The organism is Glutamicibacter sp., assembly GCF_050701915.1.
Classification (GTDB): domain Bacteria; phylum Actinomycetota; class Actinomycetes; order Actinomycetales; family Micrococcaceae; genus Glutamicibacter.
Window position 1 is genome coordinate 271,736 of the sequence record NZ_JBOGEG010000002.1, and the last position, 19,384, is coordinate 291,119.

The following is a 19,384-nucleotide window of genomic DNA, read 5'->3' on the forward strand; positions in this document are numbered from 1 at the left end:
ACCAAAATAAAAACTGACCCGGCTGAAGTTATTTCAGCCGGATGAGTAACCAGATTTCAAGCATTGCTTTCATGACTATTCATTGGTTGTTTCGCAATGTTTGATGTAATCTCATTCACTACGTGCTATAGCTCACGCTTGCCTGCACGGCTCTGCGAAATGCAGAAGCAGCAACGATCTGTTGAGGAGAAATAGGATGCGATACTCGCACGCATCTAAGGCTGTCGTTTTATCTGCAGCCTTGGCGCTGACCCTGTCCGCTTGTGGCGGCGGTTCCAATGAAACCGCCGGTGGCGAAGGCGACGGCTCGTATGTCGTAACCGCAAACACCACCGAACCGCAGAATGGCCTTCTACCGGCTAACACCAACGAAGTTGGCGGCGGTCGCGTAATGGACCTGATTTTCACCGGTTTGGTCAGCTATGACGCAAAGGGCGCTCCGGTCAATGAACTCGCTGAGTCCATCGAAACCGAAGACTCCCAGAACTACACCATCAAGCTGAAGGCCGGTCAGACCTTCTCCGATGGTTCCCCAGTAACTGCTGCTTCATTCGTGGATGCCTGGAACTTCGGTGCCGCGGCCAAGAACGCACAGTTGAACTCATACTTCTTCGAATCCATCAAGGGCTTCGATGAGGTCAACAAGGAAGGCTCCGAAAAGGAAGAGATGGAAGGCCTGAAGGTAGTGGATGACACCACCTTCACCGTCGAGCTGTCCCAGCCTGAGTCCGACTTCCCGCTGCGCCTGGGCTACACCGCCTTCATGCCGTTGCCTGAAGCAGCTTTCGAAGATCCAAAGGCGTTTGGCGAAAAGCCAGTCGGCAACGGCCCGTACACGTTGACCGAGTGGAACCACGACGTCAACCTGAAGCTGGACGTCAACGAGAGCTATGAGGGACCTCGCAAGGCGGCCAACGGCGGCATCGACTTCAAGGTCTACCAGTCCACCGATTCGGCGTACAGCGATCTGCAGTCCAACAACTTGGACGTGCTGGATCAGATCCCGCCAAGCTCGCTGGCTTCCTACGAGACTGACCTGGGCGACCGCTCGATCAACTCGCCATACGCTGGCAACGCAACCATCACCATTCCGGGCTACCTGGACCATTTCAAGCAGGGTGAAGAGGGCAACCTCCGCCGCGCAGCGATCTCCCGCGCCATTGACCGCCAGTTGATTATCGACAAGGTATACAACGGAGGCAAGATCAAGGCTGACGACTTCACTGCACCAGTGCTTGAAGGCTACAACGCAGAGGTTCCAGGCAGCGAAGTTCTGGACTTCGACGCGGCTGAAGCCAAGAAACTCTGGGAGCAAGCTGACGGGATCAGCAAGTGGGAGTCCGGCGACGAATTCTCCGTCGGCTACAACGTTGATGGCGCCGGCAACAAGGAATACGTCGAAGCTGTCGTCAACCAGCTGAAGAGTAACCTGGGCATCAACGCCGTGGCCAAGCCATTCAGCTCCTTCAAGGAACTGCGCGAGAAGGTAACCAGCTACAAGATGACCGGTGCATTCCGTACCGGTTGGCAGGCCGACTACCCATCGCTGTACAACTTCCTGGGTCCACTATTCGGCACCGGCGCCGGTTCTAACGATGGCAAGTACGCCAGCGAGGAATTCGACTCGAAGCTGACCGAAGGCCTGTCCGCGACGGATCCTGTTGAAGGCGCAAAGATCTTCAATGAAGCACAGGAAATCCTGTTCAAGGATCTGCCGGCTATCCCGCTGTGGTACCAGGCAGTTCAGGGTGGTTGGAGCGAAAACGTGGATAACGTTGAGTTCGGCTGGAACGGCGTCCCGATGTACCAGCAAATCACTGGCAAGTAAGTTTCCTTCAGCATTCTGCCTAACCAGGCCGGATAAAGGCTGAAAACTCGTCAAGGGAGACCCGAGTAGCTCAGGGTCTCCCTTTGGCGTGTCTGTCCTGCCTCGCAAAAATAAACGTCGATTACTTATTCGACGGAAAGAGGATAAAAATGGCCTTGTGCCCTCATGTGTCTCGAGGTGAGATGCAAGCATGTTAAGTTTCACACTGAAGAGAATCGCGCAGCTGATCCCGGTCTTTATCGGTGCTACTCTGCTGGTGTACTTCTTGGTTTTCGCCACTCCCGGTGACCCAATCGCGGCACTCTCCGGCGGCAAGCCAATGAGTGATGCCACCAAAGCGGCCCTGACTGCGCAATACAACTTGGATAAGCCTTTCTGGGTCCAATATGGCCTGTACCTGAAAAATCTGGTGACCTTGGACCTGGGAAGCGCGTTCTCGGGCCAGGAAGTCAAGGAAATGCTCGCACGAGCATTCCCAGTCACTGCCCGCCTGGCGATATTGGCGTTGTTGATCGAATCCGTCTTCGGCATCATCTTCGGTGTCATCGCGGGCATGCGCAAGGGCAAGTTGTTCGATTCCACCGTCCTGATTGCATCGCTGCTGGTCATCGCAGTTCCAACCTTCGTTCTGGGCTTCTTGCTGCAGTACGTGGTCGGCGTCAAGCTCGAATGGGCAAAGCCAACCGTCTCCGGTTCGGCAACCTGGGGCGAACTGATACTGCCCGCACTGGTCCTCGGATTGGTATCGCTGGCTTATGTTTTGCGCCTGACGCGTACCTCCGTCATTGAGAACAAGACCGCTGACTACGTGCGCACCGCAACCGCGAAGGGCTTGAGCCGCAACCGCGTTGTCACCGTGCACATCTTGCGCAACTCGCTGATCCCCGTGGTGACCTACCTAGGCGCCGACTTGGGCGCACTCATGGGCGGCGCCATTGTTACCGAGGGTATTTTCAATGTCCCCGGTGTCGGCCACTTGCTCTACCAAGCGATCCAGAAGGGCGAAACCCCGACGGTGGTTGCAGTCGTAGGCGTCCTGGTGATCGTCTTCGTGCTCGCCAACTTGATCGTGGATATGCTGTACGCACTGCTTGACCCAAGGATCCGTTATGCCTGAGAACCAGAACTTTAATCCCGAAGACGGCCTTCCCATCCGCAACAACCGTGCCGGCAAGGTTTCCAAGTACAAGATCGAGCACTATGTTGCTCCGCTGGACGAAACCCCGCTGCAGGCGGTGGACTCGGTTAAGGAAACCGGCAAGCCATTGTCCATGTGGGCCGAAGCATGGCGTTCGCTGCGCAAGCAGCCGCTGTTCATCATCTCCACGCTTCTGATCATCGCAGTCGTGGTTGTAGCTGCCTTCCCGCAGCTGTTCACGTCCATTGACCCGAATGGCAACCAGGCATGCCTGCTGGAAAATTCCAATGAGCCAGGACGCCCTGGACATATCATGGGCTTCAACCTGCAGGGCTGCGATATTTATGCCCGTACGATCTACGGCACGCGTGCCTCGCTGCTCGTAGGCGTATTCACTACCCTCATCGTCGTGCTGCTCGGCGGCGCCATTGGCGCACTGGCAGGCTACTACGGTGGCTGGATCGACATCATCCTGGCTCGCCTGGGCGATATCTTCTTCGCCCTGCCGCTGATCCTGGGTGCCATCATCGTGATGCAGCTTCCTGCATTCCGAGAGAACCGAAGCGTCTGGACGGTAATCATCACCCTTGCGATCTTCGGATGGCCGCAGCTGGCGCGCATTACCCGCGGCGCAGTAATCGAAGCACGCAATGCTGACTTCGTGAAGGCCTCGCGCGCGTTGGGTCTGTCCAAATTCAGCGCGTTGGTAAAGCACGTTATCCCGAACTCTCTGGCACCGATCATTGTTGTTGCCACTGTGAACTTGGGCGTGTACATCGTGGCTGAAGCCACGCTGTCCTTCCTGGGCGTCGGGCTTCCGCCAGACGTCATGAGCTGGGGCAACGATATTTCCTCCGCACGTACCCAGTTGCGCAACAACCCGACCATGCTGATGTGGCCAGCACTGTTCCTTTCGGTGACGGTCTTGAGCTTCATCATGCTCGGCGATGCAGTGCGCGACGCACTGGATCCGAAGGCCCGGAAGGGAGCCTAAGCAATGACACAGAGTGCAACTCCCAAGCCACTGCTGGAAGTCAAGGATCTGGCGATCACCTTCTCCACTCCTGACGGTCCAGTGCACGCAGTGCGCGACGCCAACTTCACCGTGATGCCCGGCGAAACCGTGGCTATCGTGGGCGAGTCCGGTTCCGGCAAGTCAACCTCGGCACTGGCTGCCATCGGCCTGCTGGCCGGCAACGGCAAGGTTTCCTCCGGCCAGATTCTTTTTGACGGAGAAGACATCGCCCAAGCCAGCGAAAAGCGTTTCGTCGAGCTGCGCGGCAACCACATCGGCATGGTTCCGCAGGACCCGATGTCCAACCTGAACCCGGTCTGGAAGATTGGATTCCAGGTCAAGGAAACCCTGAAGGCCAACGGCTTGGCGGGGGATAACCCTAACAAGCGTGTAGCCCAGGTCTTGGCCGATGCTGGTCTGCCCGACCCGGAGACCCGCGCGAGGCAGTATCCGCACGAATTCTCCGGTGGCATGCGCCAGCGTGCGCTGATCGCCATTGGCCTGGCCTGCCGCCCGCGCCTGCTGATTGCCGACGAGCCAACCAGCGCGTTGGACGTCACCGTGCAGCAGCAGATCCTGGATCACCTGGACACCATGACCAGTGAACTGGGCACCGCCGTGCTGCTGATTACCCACGACCTGGGCCTGGCAGCAGAGCGTGCCGAGAAGGTCGTCGTGATGTACAAGGGGCGCGTCGTTGAATACGGCCCAGCGCTGGAGATTCTGCGCAACCCCAAGCACCCGTATACCCAGCGCTTGATCAACTCGGCTCCATCGTTGTCTGCGCAGCGTGGCGACAAGCACGACGCGATTGTTGATGAGGTAATTCCGGGCAAGGCCGAGCCATTGCTGAAGATCAGCAACCTGACGAAGGTCTTCGATATCCGCAAGGGGTTCGGCAAGAAGGAGAAGTTCACCGCGGTGGACAATGTTTCCTTCGAGATCCCCAAGGGCACCACCACAGCCGTGGTCGGCGAGTCCGGTTCCGGCAAGTCCACCATCGCCCAGATGGTGCTGAACCTGCTGGACAAGACCGAGGGCGAGATCATCTTTGACGGCGAACAGATCGGCAACTTGAGCGAGAAGCACTTGTTCAAGTACCGCCGACGTGTGCAGCCGATCTTCCAGGACCCATACGGTTCCTTGGATCCGATGTACTCGATTTTCCGAACCATTGAAGAGCCGCTGCGCATTCACGGTATTGGTAATGCGCAATCGCGGGAGAGGAAGGTCAAGGAACTGCTGGATCAGGTTTCCATGCCAGCATCCACCATGCACCGCTTCCCTAACGAACTCTCCGGTGGGCAGCGCCAGCGCATCGCAATCGCGCGTGCCCTGGCCCTGCAGCCAGAAATGATCGTGTGCGATGAGGCTGTTTCCGCGTTGGACGTGCTGGTCCAGGCCCAGGTGCTGGAACTGCTCGATGAGCTGCAGCGTGAAATGGGCTTGACCTACCTGTTCATCACCCACGACCTGGCTGTGGTCCGCCAGATCGCAGACAACGTCTGCGTGATGGAACACGGCAAGATCGTCGAGCAGGGAACAACGGATGAGATTTTCGATGCGCCAAAGAGTGCATATACCCGCAACCTGCTGGCTGCAATCCCCGGTGCTTCGCTGATCTAGCAGCTCCGGATTCTGCTAAATGGGCCGGTGAAACCGCAAGGTTTCACCGGCCCATTTAGCGCTTAACCTAAGCTCAAGCAACGTAATATTCAACGAATATTTCAGATTTAATCAATCTGAAACAAACGTTGCAAAAATGTTATAAATCACTCCGCGAGTCAATATGCGTGAAACGGTTACCCGATTGATTTTTCCCAATCTGAAAGAAATCCTTGAAATCTCGGGGATGTGAGGTGGGTCTCGTTAACTCGTGGGTAACAAGCGCGTTGCGAATGACTCTCAGGGGGCGTCACGCAGCAATATCTGAAGCGCTTCTTTCTATATCCAAGCCAGAAAATTCGGGTTAGTCTATTGCTCAATGGATTGATCATGTGATCTGATCCACATTGGATCCACCGATCCAGCACTCGTATCGTTCAAGAACTCAAGGAGGCGAAATGCGGTTTCAGCGCGTTTCGAAAGCAGTAGCTGTAGGCGCTGCACTGGCCCTGGCCCTTTCGGCTTGTGCACCAGGCGGCGGAGACACAGGCGCCGACGCATCGAAGGATGCTGGCGCAGGCGGCGGCAACGGTTCGGCAGAAGCAGCAAACAGCGGCAAAGCCGATCTGGGTGATATCAAGACTGCCGAAGACAACATCAACGTCACCGTAGGTGCCCCGGAATTCATCAGCTACAACGGCTTCACTCCGAACACCTATTCCACCTACAACTCGGCCATCGTGGACCGGATGTTTGCCGGATTCAGTTACTTCGGCACTGACGGCACCCTGTACCCCAATGAGGCCTTGGGCAGCTACGAGAAGGTAAGCGACGATCCGCTCACCATCAAGTACACCATCAACGAAGAAGCCAAGTGGTCCGATGGAACGCCGATCACCGTAGCCGACTCCGTACTGGCGTGGGGGGTGCAGAACCTGAACCTCAATGAAGGTTCCAAGGACAAGCCGCTGTTCAACTCGGTCTCGGTTGATCTCGGCGACACCGTTCCCGCCGGCCCGCAGGGCGACTGGGACGGCAAGGAATTCACTGTCGAATTCGCAGAGCCTGACCCGGACTGGGCCATCCAGTCCTGGATGCTCCACCCGGCACACGTCGTGGCCGAAGAAGCAGGCATGAGCACCGAAGAGCTCGTCAACGCCATTCTCGCTGGCGAATCCGACAAGCTGAAGAAGGCCGCCGATTTCTGGAACGAAGGCTGGATGACCGATCCGGGCAAGCTGCCAGATGAGAAGATCGCACCGGTGTCCGGCCCCTACAAGCTGGGCAGCTGGAAAGCCGGCGAATCCGTAACCCTGGTTGCCAACGAGAATTACTACGGTCCGGCACCTGCAACCAAGGAGCTGACCTTCCGCTTCCTCGAAGATGCAAGCATGGTGCAGGCGCTGCAGAATAAAGACGTTGACGTCATTAACCCGCAGCCGACCGTGGATACCCTCGCACAGCTGGAGAACCTTGGTGACGCTGTAGCTATCCAGAAAGGCGACACCCTGACCTGGGAGCACCTGGACTTCAACTTCGCCAAGGGCAACGCCATGACCAACCTGGAACTTCGCAAGGCCTTTGCCATGTGCGTTCCTCGCCAGCAGATTGTTGACAACCTGATCAAGCCGCTGAACCCCGAGGCTATCGTGATGAACGCACGCGAAGTCTTCCCGTTCCAGGATAACTACCAGGAAGTAGTCGACGCATCCTATGACGGACGCTATGACCAGGTGGATATCGAAGGCGCCAAGAAGATCCTCGAAGAGCAGGACGCTGTTGGCACCGAAGTGCGTATCGGCTACTCGGCACCAAATGAACGCCGTGCCAATGAGGTCTCGGCCATCAAGTCCTCCTGCGATGAAGCTGGTTTCAAGATCAAGGACGAGGGTTCCGCTGACTTCTTCTCGCCAAATGGCGCCCAGGATCGAGGCGACTACGAGGTAGCACTGTTCGCTTGGGCAGGTTCCGGCCAGATCAGTTCCGGCCAGAACATCTACGGCACCGGCAAGCCGCAGAACTTCGGGCAGTACTCGAACGCCGAAGTCGATGCCGCTTGGGCGACCTTGGCAGGTTCGCTGGACCCAGCAGTCCATGCCGAGCAGACCAAGAAGATCGAGAAGCTGTTGTGGGATGACTTGTTCGGCATCCCGGTATTCGCCCACCCAGGCTTGAGCGCCTCGGGTTCGGATATCCAAAATGTCCGTCACACCGCAACGCAGGACCAGATCGTCTGGAACGCCGAGCAGTGGGTACGTGCTGAGTAGTTGCCCCTAGGCAACGTACTTGCACAATGTGAGTGAGCACATGTGGGGCCCGATCAAAAATCGGGCCCCGCAGTGTGTTCTAAGGTCCCCAACCCCAGGGACCGGCTCACTTCCGTGAGATGAAAGTAGGACATTAGAACCGTGTGGAAATTTATCGCCAAGAGACTAGGCTCAGCGCTTGCCGTGCTGTTGGCCGCATCGCTGTTGCTCTACGTGCTGGTTATCAATTCAGGCGACCCGCTCAAGGACCTCCGTGAAAGCAACGCGGATAACCGCGAGTACTTGATGGCCCAGCGTGTGGAATACATGAACCTGGATGCACCCTGGTATGGACGCTATTGGGACTGGCTGACCGGTGCCAGCAAATGCCTAATTGGGCAATGCGATCTGGGACAGAATATCAACGGCGTAGAGGTCTCCGGCTTGCTGGCCAACGCTGCATCGTCCACCTTGCGATTGGTTGTGCTCGCTACGGTGATCGCAGCGGTTCTGGGTATCGCCATTGGCGTTTTGACTGCAATCCGCCAGTACTCTGGCCTGGATTACATCGTTACCTTCATGACTTTCCTCTTCTTCTCGCTTCCTGTCTTCTGGGCAGCTGTGCTGCTCAAGGAGTATCTGGCGATTAGCTACAATGACTGGCTAGCCGATCCGCAGATATCCCTGGGGTCGTCAATAGCCATAGGCATCGTTGTAGGCCTCGTCTTGCAGATGTTCCTCGGTGGCTCACTCAAGCGCCGTGGCATCACCTTCATAGCTGCCGCTGTTTTCGTCCCTCTGGTGCTGCAGTACAGCATTTGGCTGAATTTCTACCGCTACCCGCAAATGGGCCCGGCAATCATCATCGTGCTGTCGGCACTCGTGGCCTTGAGCGCCACCGCCATGAGCGTTGGCCTGAAGGAAAAGCGCGTGCTGTACCCGGCACTGATTACCGTGGTGCTGGTCTTGGCCATGTACTACGCGACCTTCTACATGCTTTTGGAACCAAACGCCTGGATCCTTTTGTTCGGACTGATCCTGGCGGTAGTTATTCCGGCGGTAATTGCGCGCTTCATGGGCGGCCGCTTGCGCAAGGCAGCCATGTCCGTTTCCATCGCCACCGGTGTTGTCGGTGCAGGATTGACCATTGTCGATCACATGTTCCGCGCCTGGCCTGGTTTCCTGGACGTCAAGGGGCGTCCAATCGCGACCATCGGGTCTTCCACTGCTAACCTCGAAGGCGGCTTCTGGGATCACTTCCTGGATAACGGCACCCAGTTGCTGATGCCAACCATCCTGCTTGCCGTGATCTCTTTGGCTAGTTACTCGCGCTACACGCGTTCCTCCATGCTCGAAGTGCAGCGCCAGGACTACATCCGCACCGCCCGCTCCAAGGGATTGAGCGAACGCACCGTGATCTTCCGGCATGCATTCCGCAACGCGATGATCCCTATCGCTACCATCGCCGCCTTCGACTTCGCCGGACTGATCGGCGGTGCCGTGATCACCGAGCGCGTCTTCGGCTGGAAAGGCATGGGCGAAATGTTCGCAACCGGCCTGGATCATGTCGACCCGGCACCCGTGATGGCTTTCTTCCTGGTTACCGGTACCGCCGCAATCATCTTCAACTTGCTGGCGGATATCGTCTACGCCCTGCTTGACCCACGAATCCGAGTCTAGGAGGCATGGACCAATGAACATCCTTCATGCCTGCAACCCTAAGGACCAGCGATGAGCACCCCGAACAAGAACTTGAACGAGCACGAGCCGCAGAACCTGACTTCCGTGGCCGAGGTGGAAGACGCCAAGCTTGCCCAAATCCACGAAAAGCCGAAGAGCCAGGGACGCATTGTTTTCGAGCGCTTCGTCAGCCACAAGCCGGCGATGATTTCCACGGTCATCCTGGTCGTCATCACCGTTTTCGCTTTCAGCTCCATCGGCTGGGGGCCATTGCCCGGCTGGTGGGGACAGAACTTCTACCACGCCGGAGCCGTTGTGGATGGCGGCAAGCCGACCTTGAGCCTGGTTCCTACCTGGCTCGGCGGTGAAGGCATCCGCATTGGCGAGCACCCCTTCGGGCAGGACTCGGTCGGCAAGGACTACTTCGCCCTGGTCATGAATGGAACGCAGAAGTCCATCATTATCGGCGTTGTGGTAGGCTTGGTCGCCACCTTCCTGGGAACCGTTATCGGTGCTGTCGCCGGTTACTTCCGCGGTTGGGTCGACGAAATCCTGATGCGCATCACTGACCTGTTCATCGTGATCCCGCTGCTGGTCCTGGCCGCTGTTCTTGGCAAGATGGCTGGTGCTTCCACCGGCTCCATCATCATCCTGGCCCTGGTGCTCGGCTTGGTGACCTGGACCGGCTTGGCCCGACTGGTTCGCGGCGAAATCCTTTCGCTTCGCGAACGCGAATACGTTGCTGCAGCCCAGGCCATGGGCTCGAAGACCAGCCGCGTGATCTTCAAGCACCTGATCCCGAACACCATGGGCGTGATCATCGTGAACGCTACCTTCGCGATCGCTGGCGCGATCCTGCTGGAGTCCTCGCTGTCCTACCTGGGCTTCGGCGTGAAGGCTCCGGAATCCTCGCTGGGCCTGCTGATCAGCCAGTACCAGAATGCCTTCACCACCCGACCGTATTTGTTCTGGTGGCCAGGCATGATCATCGTTACCATCGCCCTGTCGGTGAACTTCTTGGGTGACGGTTTGCGCGATGCGTTTGACCCGCGCCAAATCGGAAAGAAACGACGCCGCCGCGCAGGGCTGTTTGCCCTTCCAACTCGCAAGGAGAAGCCATGAGCCATGCAGCACCGATGAACGAACAAGGCTCAGAAGGCTTCGCGCTGAGCTTCACCGACCTCGATGTCGTCTTTGCAACCTCTGGTGCAGACGTCCACGCGGTCAAGGGATTGTCCCTGACCGTACGCCCGGGGCAAGTCGTGGCACTGGTCGGCGAGTCCGGTTCCGGCAAGTCCGTCACCTCGACTGCGGCGATGGGCCTGCTGCCAGAGAACGCCAACGTCTCAGGCGTCGCCAAGGTAGGCAACGTCAACGTGGTTGGCCTGGATGAAGGCAAGCTCCGCAAGATGCGCGCCACCGACATCGCGATGGTCTTCCAGGAGCCAATGACCGCGCTGAACCCGGTGCTGACCATTGAGCGCCAGTTGACTGAGGCGCTGGAACTGCACGACATTGCCCACGGCAAGGAAGCAACTGATCGCGCCATCGAGCTGCTGGACATGGTGGGCATCCCGGACCCGGCCAAGCGCATCAAGCAGTACCCGCACCAGTTCTCCGGCGGCCAGCGCCAGCGTATCGTCATTGCCATGGCGATATCCTGCGATCCAAAGGTGATCATCGCCGATGAGCCAACCACCGCACTGGATGTGACGGTGCAGGCTGAAATCCTCGATCTGTTGCGCGAGTTGAAGGATCGGCTGAACACCGGCATCTTGCTGATCACCCACAACATGGGTGTTGTTGCGGATATGGCCGATGAAGTGGCCGTGATGTTCCAGGGCAACCTCGTCGAGACCGGCACCGTGGAGCAGGTTCTGCTGCGCCCAGAACATCCATACACCCAGCGCCTGCTGGCAGCGGTGCCGCGCTTGTCTGCTCCAGTTGTTACCACCGTGGCCGCCCCGCACAGCTCCGCAACTGCCCCTCCAGGACGGGAACTGGTGCTGGAAGCCAAGGACCTCGTGCTGGAATACGACATGCGAGGAAAGATCTTCCGCGCCGTGGAAAACGTGAGCTTTGATGTTGCCAAGGGCGAAGTTCTAGGCATTGTGGGCGAATCCGGCTCTGGCAAATCCACCATCGCCAAGGCTGTGCTCGGTCTATTGCCCGTGGCTAGCGGAACCTTGTCGGTCAAGGGCCACGACCTGCCGAAGCTTTCCCCGAAGGAAGCCCGCAAGGTTCGCAAGGAAATCGGCGTTATCTTCCAGGACCCGGCCGCATCCTTGAACCCGCGTTTCCCTATCGGAGATTGCATCACCGAACCCATGGTGGTTCACAAGGTTGGCAGCAAAGCCGAGCGCATCAAGCGAGCTGAAGAACTGCTCGACGCGGTGAAGCTGCCGCGCAACGTGATCAACCGATACCCCCACGAGCTCTCGGGCGGCCAGCGTCAACGTGTTTGCATTGCTCGTGCGCTGACCTTGAACCCAGAGCTGCTGATTGCCGATGAGCCAACTAGCGCTTTGGACGTTTCGGTTCAGGCAGTCGTATTGGAAATGCTTCAGGATCTGCAACGGGACTTCAACTTCGCATGCCTCTTCGTCAGCCATGACCTGGCTGTGGTGGACATGCTCGCTGACGCGGTCGTTGTGATGCAGTCCGGCAGGGCAGTTGAGCAGGGCATGGTGGACACCGTGCTGCATGCCCCGACCCACGATTACACCAAGCGCCTATTGGCCGCGGCACCGGTTCCGGATCCGCATGAGCAGGCAGTACGCCGTGAGGCCTGGCGCTTGTTGAACAGCACGAAGTAAGTATTGAGCTGAACAGCGAGCAAAGGGGCGCGTTTCCAAATCTGACATTGGAAGCGTGCCCCTTTCGGCTACCCAGGACAGGTGGCCAGGGTGGAAGAAAGCTCTCTGAATCCGCACGGAAAGATACTCATCGAGGAAAGCGTCAACGCTGACCTCGAAGGTTGTGATCCGTTAAGTAAGCAAGAGCTGGCTCTCTATTGAGAGCCAGCTCTTGCTTATTGCCTATGGGAACTAGTCCAGCTGCATGACGTTTTCGGTGACGACCTCAGCACGGGCGTTGGAGAAAATCTGCTCGGTGCCAACGGTCTTGAATCCGCGACGTTCCAAGACCTTGATGGAACCTAGATTGTCCTGGACCACGTGCGCGGTCAATGGGCGCTTGGTGTATTCAGCGAGGAATGCGTCTACCGCGCTGGTGGTCAGTCCCTTGCCCCAGTACTTGGTCGAAGTCCAGAAATTGATCTCTGGTACTTCGCCGTCGAAGACCAGGATGGATCCAACGACTTCGCCCTCATGCTCGATGGTGCGAACCAGAACATTCGGATCGTTCAAAATCGAGTTCCAGTGGTGGTCGAATACCGCGCGGTCGGCTGGGTTACGCGCCTGATAAGCGGCCATGAGGTTCGCCTCGGGTTCTTGCTGGTGAGCGAAGAATGCGTCCAAGTCGGAAGGGCGGACTTCACGTAGCTGCACGATAAAGGCCTTTCAATCGTATGGGTCAGCGTGCCGGTATTGGCACGCCAGTGAACAATGGCTTGAAACCTACACTACCGGGGAAGTGAGTGCGGCGAGTGCCATATTGGACAATAACGGCTTCAGGCCGGACTTTTTAGTCCTCGGCGAGTGGGCGGAATGAGCAGTCGAGTTCAGCAAGCCGAAGACGGCGTGCGCGCGGAATCGGTGCGACTGCTTGCTTCCGGTGGGATGCAACTTGGCCAGTTCGGTAGTCCAGAGCCCGATATAGGAGTTCTGGAGTTTACGGACTAATGCCAGTTCGGTCTTCGGAAGCGATTTCAAATCACGGTCTTGGACCTGCAAAATGTCCGGGCGGGACAGCGAGAAATCAGTGTGGAAATCAACCAGACGCGAAAGCACCTCCAGGGCAGTGCCACCGGCTTCCGTAGCCGCGCAACCCCCGGCATAGATGTCTTTGGACATATCTACTAGCAGAGCGATGAGCACTGCCTGCTTGCCGGCGAAATGGCGGTACACGGCCGGACCGGAGATGCCGCAGGCAGCGCCGAGATCTTCCAGGGAAACGCCCGCGTAGCCATTCAAGGCGAACAGCCGGGTGGCTTCGCGTAAGAGTGCTTCACGTCGTTCAGCTTTGGCGCGCTCACGATCTGTTGGTTCATTGAGCGATTGATATTTGCTCGCCAACACCATCAACTCCTTACGTTTGCCAAGCCTCGGTCTGGACAAGTGTGACGGCTGCCACTACTGTCAAAAATGTAGCTGTTTACCCACCCGTAGGCAGTAACCAGTTAATAAATATTAACCATACGCGTCGCGGCGTGTGCTTCCAAGAAACTCACGCACCAAGCGCAGAACATGACCGCCACCGGTTAATGCACACCCCGCAGCCGGTGCCGGTTCGTCCCTCAACGAAGAGAGAGCCTGATGATTGACCTCGAACTCGACGATCAGTATCAAGACCTGGTCGACATGGTCCGCGAATTCGCCCAAGAAGTCGTTGCCCCGCAGAGCGCGCAGAACGATGCCAACCATGCATTCCCCTATGACATCGTCAAGCAAATGGGGCAGATGGGTCTCTTTGGGCTGCCAGTCTCCGAAGAATACGGTGGTTCCGGCGGCGACTACTTCCACCTCGCGCTGGCGCTCGAAGAGCTGGGCAAGGTAGACCAGTCGGTAGCCATCACTCTCGAAGCCGGCGTCTCCCTGGGCGCGATGCCGATTTACCGCTTTGGCAGCGAGGAACAGAAGCAGAAATGGCTGCCTGCCCTGGCCGCCGGCGAACGCTTGGCCGGTTTTGGCCTGACCGAACCCGGCTCCGGCTCCGACGCCTCAGCTTCCTTGACCAAGGCGAAACTGGAAAATGGCCAATGGGTCATTGATGGCGCCAAGGAATTCATAACCAACTCCGGTACCGACATCACCTCCCTTGTCACAGCCACCGCCGTCACCGGCGTCGATGAAGCAACCGGCAAGAAGGAAATCTCGGCAATCATAGTGCCGACAGGCACCGAGGGATTCACCGCGGAGAAGGCATATGACAAGGTGGGTTGGCGTGCCAGTGACACCCATCCGCTGAGCTTCAGCGGCGTGCGAGTTCCAGAGGAGAACCTGCTTGGCGAGCGCGGACGCGGATACGCCTACTTCTTGGAAATCCTCGACGAAGGACGTATCGCCATCGCCGCGCTGGCCACCGGAGCTGCCCAGGGCTGCCTCGACGAGGCGGTGAAATATGCCAAGACCCGTACTTCCTTCGGCCAGGCCATCGGCCAGTATCAGGGCATCTCCTTCATGATCGCCCGCATGGCTTCGCGCGCCCACACAGCCCGCTTGGCCTACTACGCGGCAGCGGCGAAGATGCTCGCCGGCAAGGACTTCAAGATTGAAGCCGCGCACGCCAAGCTGATTGCCAGCGAAGCGGCGATGGACAACGCCCGTGATGCTACCCAGATCTTTGGCGGCTACGGATTCATGAATGAGTCATTGGTGGCACGCCACTACCGTGATTCGAAGATCCTGGAAATTGGTGAAGGAACCACGCAGGTCCAGCAGATGCTCATTGCCCGCAGCTTAGGTCTCTGATTCTTGCAACAGGGGGCGCTGCATCCTGATTTCGGGGTGTGGCGCTCTTTGGGCGCTCACAGTAAAACGAACCATAATGGGTAAGGTGAGCTCCCAGAAAACTTTCATTCCAGCCGGACATCCCCGTCGAGTCAGCCTGATCGGTTCCACTGGTTCCATCGGTACCCAGGGACTGGACGTCATCGAAAACGCATCCGGGCAATTCTCCGTGGCAGCCCTGTCCGGTGGGTACAACCTTGAATTACTGGCTCGCCAAGCGATTAAGCACCGTCCTGCGATGGTTGGCAGCGCCGTGGAATCCAAGGAAGAGCTTGCCTCGGCCATCAAGCGAGCCGCAGACGATGCATCGGTTACCGGATACAATCCCGAGCTGGTGGCCGGCGCGCATGCGGCAACCGAGGTTGCCGCTTTCGCCGAGGCTGACGTAGTCCTCAATGGCATAACCGGTGCCATTGGCCTAGCTCCGACCATTGCTGCCTTGGAAGCCGGCCACCTGCTGGCACTGGCCAACAAGGAATCGCTGATTATCGGAGGCCAGGTAGTCAAGCGGATCGCGGCACCAGGCCAGATCTCGCCCGTTGACTCCGAGCACTCCGCCCTCGCCCAGGCCCTGCGCTCTGGCGCCCCCGAGGAAGTGGCTAAGCTGCTGGTGACTGCCTCTGGCGGCCCATTCTTCGGCCACAGCTACGAGCAGCTGCGTGATGTCACCCCCGCCCAGGCGCTAGCTCACCCAACCTGGGACATGGGGCGCATGGTCACTACCAACTCGGCCACCATGGTCAATAAGGCTTTGGAAGTCATCGAAGCCCACCTGCTTTTCGACGTACCACTGGAAAAGATCGAGCCTGTGGTGCATCGCCAGTCCATCATCCACTCGATGGTGGAGTTCATCGACGGTTCGGTGATTGCCCAGGCATCGCCGCCGGATATGCGCCTGCCTATCGCTTTGGGCATCAATTGGCCGCATCGGGTTGCTGGTGCTGCGAAGGCTTGCGATTTCTCCACCGCAGCAAGCTGGACCTTTGAACCACTGGATGAGGAGGTCTTCAGCGCTGTTAAGCTTGCCAAACAGGCTGCTGCGTCGTCGGGAACGCATATGGCTGTCTATAACGCTGCCAACGAGATTGCAGTGGATGCCTTCCATGATGGAAAGATCCGCTTCACCGACATTGTTGAGACCGTGGAACGCGCCTTGGATGAGTACACCCCGGTGAGCGCCGCGCTTTCGGTCGAAACAGTGCTGGAAACGGACCGTTGGGCCCGCGCCCATGCAACGAAGATCATTGGGGCGAAAGCATGAGTGCATTGCTGTTCATCGGCGGCGTCCTATTCATGGTGGTAGCCGTCGGGCTGTCCATTGCACTGCATGAAATCGGGCACCTGGTACCCGCGAAATTGTTCAAGCTGCGCGTTCCGCAGTACATGATCGGTTTTGGCAAAACGCTGGTTTCCTTCAAACGAGGTGAAACCCAATACGGCATCAAGGCCCTGCCCCTGGGCGGCTACATCTCGATGGTGGGCATGTACCCTCCACGTGACCAGGTCGCCTCGGGTGCTCCGGGGAAGAAGCCGAATCTCTTCCACAAGGTCTTCGGCCAGATGGTCGATGACGCGCGCTCCCAGGCTAACGAGAACGTCCTGCCAAGCGATGAAGGCCGATTGTTCTACCAGCTGCCGATCTACAAGCGCGTCATCATCATGCTCGGTGGCCCATTCATGAACCTGGTCATCGGGTTCGTGGTCATCGCCATTGTGCTGACTAGCTTCGGCCAGGCCACGCCGACCACCACAGTCTCCGAGGTGTATCAGTGCATTGCCAGCGCACAGGACGCAGAACAGACCGAATGCACCGACAAGGATGTCCCGGCGCCGGCCTATGAAGCCGGTCTCCTGCCAGGGGATACGATTACTGCCGTAAACGGCACGGCTGTCGCAGAGGCTGAATGGAATAAGCTCACCGATGTCATCCGCGATCATCCAGGAGAACCTATAACCCTGGAGTATGCTCGCGACGGGCAGAACCGCACTACTGAGCTGACCCCGTACCTGACGGAACGCCCGGCGACTGACGAAAATGGTTACGTACTGCTCGACGAGCAGGGCGAATACATCATGACCAAGGTCGGTTTCGTCGGGATGGGCTCCTTGCAGCGGGACCTGACCCAGCCCCTGAGTGCGGTTCCCGGCGTGATCGGGGATCAGCTGCTGAGAATTGGCGATGTCATCTTGCACTTGCCCCAGCGCATGGTGGATGTCGCCCAGGCTGCCTTTGGCAGCGAGGAACGCGATCCCAACGGGCCGGTGTCCATCGTGGGCGTAGGACGCATCGCCGGAGAGATCAGTGCGGAGGAATCCATCTCGGTAGCTGATAAATTCGCAACCTTGCTGTCACTGGTAGGCGGTTTGAACTTGGCCTTGTTCGCCTTCAACCTGATCCCGCTGTTGCCGCTGGATGGCGGGCATGTGGTGGGCGCGCTGTATGAGGGACTGAAGCGCACGGTTGCCCGGATCTTCAAGATCAAGAAAGTCAGGCCCGTCGACACGGTCAAGCTCTTGCCGCTGACTTATGTCGTGGTGGTAGCGATGCTGGTCATGGGCGGGCTCTTAATATACGCGGATATCTTCAAGCCGATACAGCTGTTCTAAGCAGGGAGAAATATGCTGTAGGCATGACTGTTTATGCTGTTGAATACGCGTACGCCGAGAACTCCACCGAGCTGCGCAATGAACACCGTCCAGCACACCGCGAGTACCTCAGCGGTTTCCTCGGCGAAGGCGCGGTACGCCTTCTTGCTTCGGGGCCAACCCCGGTCAACGACGGCGCGCTGCTGGTCTTCGCGGCAGAATCGCAAGCGGCGTTGAACGAAGTGCTTTCCAACGATCCGTTCCAGAAGGTTGGCGGAGTCGGCTCGGCCACCGTCACCGAATGGAACCCGGTAATGGGCCTGCTAAAGGATTTCGCGTCCTAGGCGATAGTTCCCTTGCGCCAGCCTCTGCTGTTCTTCTCCAAGAGCGGCGGAGGCTGACTGCATTAAACGGCTTGGATGGCTCAGACTGGTAGGGGAGAGGAAGTGGAAACCATCATGGATGTGCAGATCACGTCAGCGCTGGCGATCCCTGCAGCAGAGCTGAACTGGCATTTCTCCCGTTCCTCGGGCCCCGGCGGGCAGCATGTGAATACCTCTGACTCCCGGGTGGAACTTTCCTGGGTCATTGGCGCTTCACGGGCCTTGTCCGACTGGCAGCGTCAGCGCTTGCTGGGGAAACTCGGCCCTCGCTTGGTGGCAGGGGCTATCGTCGTGACTGCCGCCGAAGAACGATCGCAATGGCGCAACCGCCAGCTCGCCCTAGAGAAGTTGGGGCGCATCGTAGAAAGAGCGCTGGCACCGGATGCACCGGCGCGCAAGGCAACAAAACCTACCCGCGGATCTCACCGGCGCAGGCTGAATGCCAAAGCTAATCGCTCGGCCACGAAGCAACTTCGTCGCAAACCAGGGATGGATTGATCCCCAACGCTCAGCGGATGTGCCTCATGTCACTTTGCTGTGCGGAATGCTTGGGGTGGTGAAACGGTTGAAAGTAGGTGAAGCGTCAGCTTTCTATTTTTTCTGCCTTTAGGAGAACACCCTATGACCACCAAGGTCCTCACCCTCGTCGGTTCCCTGCGCAACGGTTCGACCAACCAGCAGCTGGCCGAAGCAACTTCGCACAACGCACCTGAAGGCATGGAAGTTTCCGTGTTCAGCGGCTTGGAGAACATTCCTTTCTACAACGAGGACCACGACGTGGAAGGTGGCGTTCCTGCCGCCGCCCAGGCCCTGCGCGACGCGGCAGGCGACGCCGATGCGCTGATGCTGGTCACTCCGGAGTACAACGGCACCATGCCAGCTGTCCTGAAGAACGCCATTGACTGGCTGTCCCGCCCCTTCGGTGCCGGTGCACTGAAGGACATGCCTACCGTGGTCGTCGGCACCGCCTTCGGACAGTACGGCGGCGTCTGGGCGCAGGACGAAGCGCGCAAGGCACTGAACATTGCCGGCGCCAACGTGCTGGAAAACGTCAAGCTGGCTATCCCTAACTCGGTAGTACGCTTCGCTGAACTGCACCCAAAGGATGACGCTGAAGTTGTCGAGCAGGTCTCTGGCGTGCTGAGCAGCATCAAGGAAATCGCCGAAGCCAACTAGGCTTTCGCAGCCCCCCAGCAGCTCAACAGTGCAAGAAAGGCCACGGTAACCGTGGCCTTTCTCGCATGAGTACCCGCTCACCGCGATACGGTGACAT

16 protein-coding genes are annotated in these 19,384 nt (G+C 58.2%); 14 read left to right on the forward strand and 2 right to left on the reverse strand.

Going from position 1 to position 19,384, the window contains the following annotated elements; genetic code table 11:
* Positions 1 to 196 precede the first annotated feature (196 nt).
* From ACRDT3_RS03360 to ACRDT3_RS03395, 8 genes are all read left to right on the forward strand, one after another.
* Positions 197 to 1,828 carry a peptide ABC transporter substrate-binding protein gene (locus tag ACRDT3_RS03360; RefSeq protein WP_431491610.1) on the forward strand — a complete coding sequence of 544 codons (1,632 nt, stop codon included), beginning with the start codon at positions 197 to 199 and terminating at the stop codon, positions 1,826 to 1,828.
* 190 nt (positions 1,829 to 2,018) lie between these two features.
* On the forward strand, positions 2,019 to 2,945 hold the full coding sequence (locus ACRDT3_RS03365; protein WP_431491611.1) for an ABC transporter permease: 927 nt from the start codon (positions 2,019 to 2,021) through the stop codon (positions 2,943 to 2,945).
* Positions 2,938 to 3,960 (forward strand): ABC transporter permease, encoded by a 1,023-nt coding sequence (locus ACRDT3_RS03370; RefSeq protein WP_431491612.1) that lies wholly within the window; start codon positions 2,938 to 2,940, stop codon positions 3,958 to 3,960. The genes ACRDT3_RS03365 and ACRDT3_RS03370 overlap by 8 nt, the downstream gene beginning before the upstream one ends.
* 3 nt (positions 3,961 to 3,963) lie before the next feature.
* Positions 3,964 to 5,607, forward strand: a complete 1,644-nt coding sequence (locus ACRDT3_RS03375) for an ABC transporter ATP-binding protein (RefSeq protein ID WP_431491613.1) — start codon at positions 3,964 to 3,966, stop codon at positions 5,605 to 5,607.
* A gap of 437 nt (positions 5,608 to 6,044) precedes the next feature.
* Positions 6,045 to 7,853 carry an ABC transporter family substrate-binding protein gene (locus ACRDT3_RS03380; RefSeq protein ID WP_431491614.1) on the forward strand — a complete coding sequence of 603 codons (1,809 nt, stop codon included), beginning with the start codon at positions 6,045 to 6,047 and terminating at the stop codon, positions 7,851 to 7,853.
* A 141-nt stretch (positions 7,854 to 7,994) separates the two neighbouring features.
* Complete coding sequence (locus ACRDT3_RS03385; protein ID WP_431491615.1) at positions 7,995 to 9,512, forward strand: ABC transporter permease subunit; 1,518 nt, start codon at positions 7,995 to 7,997, stop codon at positions 9,510 to 9,512.
* A 51-nt stretch (positions 9,513 to 9,563) separates the two neighbouring features.
* Positions 9,564 to 10,634 (forward strand): ABC transporter permease, encoded by a 1,071-nt coding sequence (locus tag ACRDT3_RS03390; RefSeq protein ID WP_431491616.1) that lies wholly within the window; start codon positions 9,564 to 9,566, stop codon positions 10,632 to 10,634.
* Positions 10,631 to 12,328: an ABC transporter ATP-binding protein gene (locus ACRDT3_RS03395; RefSeq protein ID WP_431491617.1), complete on the forward strand. Its 1,698-nt coding sequence runs from the start codon at positions 10,631 to 10,633 to the stop codon at positions 12,326 to 12,328. The genes ACRDT3_RS03390 and ACRDT3_RS03395 overlap by 4 nt, the downstream gene beginning before the upstream one ends.
* Before the next feature lie 231 nt (positions 12,329 to 12,559).
* Here the strand turns inward: ACRDT3_RS03395 and ACRDT3_RS03400 are convergent, their stop codons facing one another.
* Complete coding sequence (locus tag ACRDT3_RS03400; RefSeq protein WP_431491618.1) at positions 12,560 to 13,021, reverse strand: GNAT family N-acetyltransferase; 462 nt, start codon at positions 13,019 to 13,021, stop codon at positions 12,560 to 12,562.
* Positions 13,022 to 13,090: 69 nt separating this feature from the next.
* Positions 13,091 to 13,714 (reverse strand): TetR/AcrR family transcriptional regulator, encoded by a 624-nt coding sequence (locus tag ACRDT3_RS03405; RefSeq protein WP_431491619.1) that lies wholly within the window; start codon positions 13,712 to 13,714, stop codon positions 13,091 to 13,093.
* 234 nt (positions 13,715 to 13,948) lie between these two features.
* Between ACRDT3_RS03405 and ACRDT3_RS03410 the strand changes: the two genes are divergently transcribed.
* The 6 genes from ACRDT3_RS03410 (at position 13,949) to ACRDT3_RS03435 (ending at position 19,287) form a co-directional block, all read left to right on the forward strand.
* A complete protein-coding gene (locus ACRDT3_RS03410; protein ID WP_431491620.1) occupies positions 13,949 to 15,103 on the forward strand; it encodes an acyl-CoA dehydrogenase family protein in 1,155 nt (384 codons plus the stop codon).
* A gap of 76 nt (positions 15,104 to 15,179) precedes the next feature.
* Positions 15,180 to 16,403, forward strand: coding sequence for a 1-deoxy-D-xylulose-5-phosphate reductoisomerase (dxr, locus tag ACRDT3_RS03415; protein WP_431491621.1), 1,224 nt, complete (start codon positions 15,180 to 15,182; stop codon positions 16,401 to 16,403).
* Positions 16,400 to 17,749: a M50 family metallopeptidase gene (locus ACRDT3_RS03420; protein WP_431491622.1), complete on the forward strand. Its 1,350-nt coding sequence runs from the start codon at positions 16,400 to 16,402 to the stop codon at positions 17,747 to 17,749. The genes dxr and ACRDT3_RS03420 overlap by 4 nt, the downstream gene beginning before the upstream one ends.
* A gap of 23 nt (positions 17,750 to 17,772) precedes the next feature.
* Complete coding sequence (locus ACRDT3_RS03425; RefSeq protein WP_431491623.1) at positions 17,773 to 18,072, forward strand: YciI family protein; 300 nt, start codon at positions 17,773 to 17,775, stop codon at positions 18,070 to 18,072.
* 114 nt (positions 18,073 to 18,186) lie between these two features.
* Positions 18,187 to 18,609 (forward strand): alternative ribosome rescue aminoacyl-tRNA hydrolase ArfB, encoded by a 423-nt coding sequence (arfB, locus tag ACRDT3_RS03430; protein ID WP_431491669.1) that lies wholly within the window; start codon positions 18,187 to 18,189, stop codon positions 18,607 to 18,609.
* A gap of 123 nt (positions 18,610 to 18,732) precedes the next feature.
* Positions 18,733 to 19,287 carry an NAD(P)H-dependent oxidoreductase gene (locus ACRDT3_RS03435; RefSeq protein ID WP_105657266.1) on the forward strand — a complete coding sequence of 185 codons (555 nt, stop codon included), beginning with the start codon at positions 18,733 to 18,735 and terminating at the stop codon, positions 19,285 to 19,287.
* Positions 19,288 to 19,384 lie beyond the last annotated feature (97 nt).

What these genes read in the sequence shown, in the direction of transcription:
- ACRDT3_RS03410 (WP_431491620.1), top strand. Translation starts at nt 13,949, where the DNA reads ATGATTGACCTCGAACTCGACGATCAGTATCAAGACCTGGTCGACATG.
- ACRDT3_RS03365 (WP_431491611.1), top strand. Translation starts at nt 2,019, where the DNA reads ATGTTAAGTTTCACACTGAAGAGAATCGCGCAGCTGATCCCGGTCTTT.
- ACRDT3_RS03425 (WP_431491623.1), top strand. Translation starts at nt 17,773, where the DNA reads ATGACTGTTTATGCTGTTGAATACGCGTACGCCGAGAACTCCACCGAG.
- dxr (WP_431491621.1), top strand. Translation starts at nt 15,180, where the DNA reads ATGGGTAAGGTGAGCTCCCAGAAAACTTTCATTCCAGCCGGACATCCC.
- ACRDT3_RS03420 (WP_431491622.1), top strand. Translation starts at nt 16,400, where the DNA reads ATGAGTGCATTGCTGTTCATCGGCGGCGTCCTATTCATGGTGGTAGCC.
- ACRDT3_RS03375 (WP_431491613.1), top strand. Translation starts at nt 3,964, where the DNA reads ATGACACAGAGTGCAACTCCCAAGCCACTGCTGGAAGTCAAGGATCTG.
- ACRDT3_RS03380 (WP_431491614.1), top strand. Translation starts at nt 6,045, where the DNA reads ATGCGGTTTCAGCGCGTTTCGAAAGCAGTAGCTGTAGGCGCTGCACTG.
- ACRDT3_RS03405 (WP_431491619.1), bottom strand. Translation starts at nt 13,714, where the DNA reads ATGGTGTTGGCGAGCAAATATCAATCGCTCAATGAACCAACAGATCGT.
- ACRDT3_RS03360 (WP_431491610.1), top strand. Translation starts at nt 197, where the DNA reads ATGCGATACTCGCACGCATCTAAGGCTGTCGTTTTATCTGCAGCCTTG.
- ACRDT3_RS03390 (WP_431491616.1), top strand. Translation starts at nt 9,564, where the DNA reads ATGAGCACCCCGAACAAGAACTTGAACGAGCACGAGCCGCAGAACCTG.
- ACRDT3_RS03370 (WP_431491612.1), top strand. Translation starts at nt 2,938, where the DNA reads ATGCCTGAGAACCAGAACTTTAATCCCGAAGACGGCCTTCCCATCCGC.
- ACRDT3_RS03435 (WP_105657266.1), top strand. Translation starts at nt 18,733, where the DNA reads ATGACCACCAAGGTCCTCACCCTCGTCGGTTCCCTGCGCAACGGTTCG.
- ACRDT3_RS03395 (WP_431491617.1), top strand. Translation starts at nt 10,631, where the DNA reads ATGAGCCATGCAGCACCGATGAACGAACAAGGCTCAGAAGGCTTCGCG.
- arfB (WP_431491669.1), top strand. Translation starts at nt 18,187, where the DNA reads ATGGATGTGCAGATCACGTCAGCGCTGGCGATCCCTGCAGCAGAGCTG.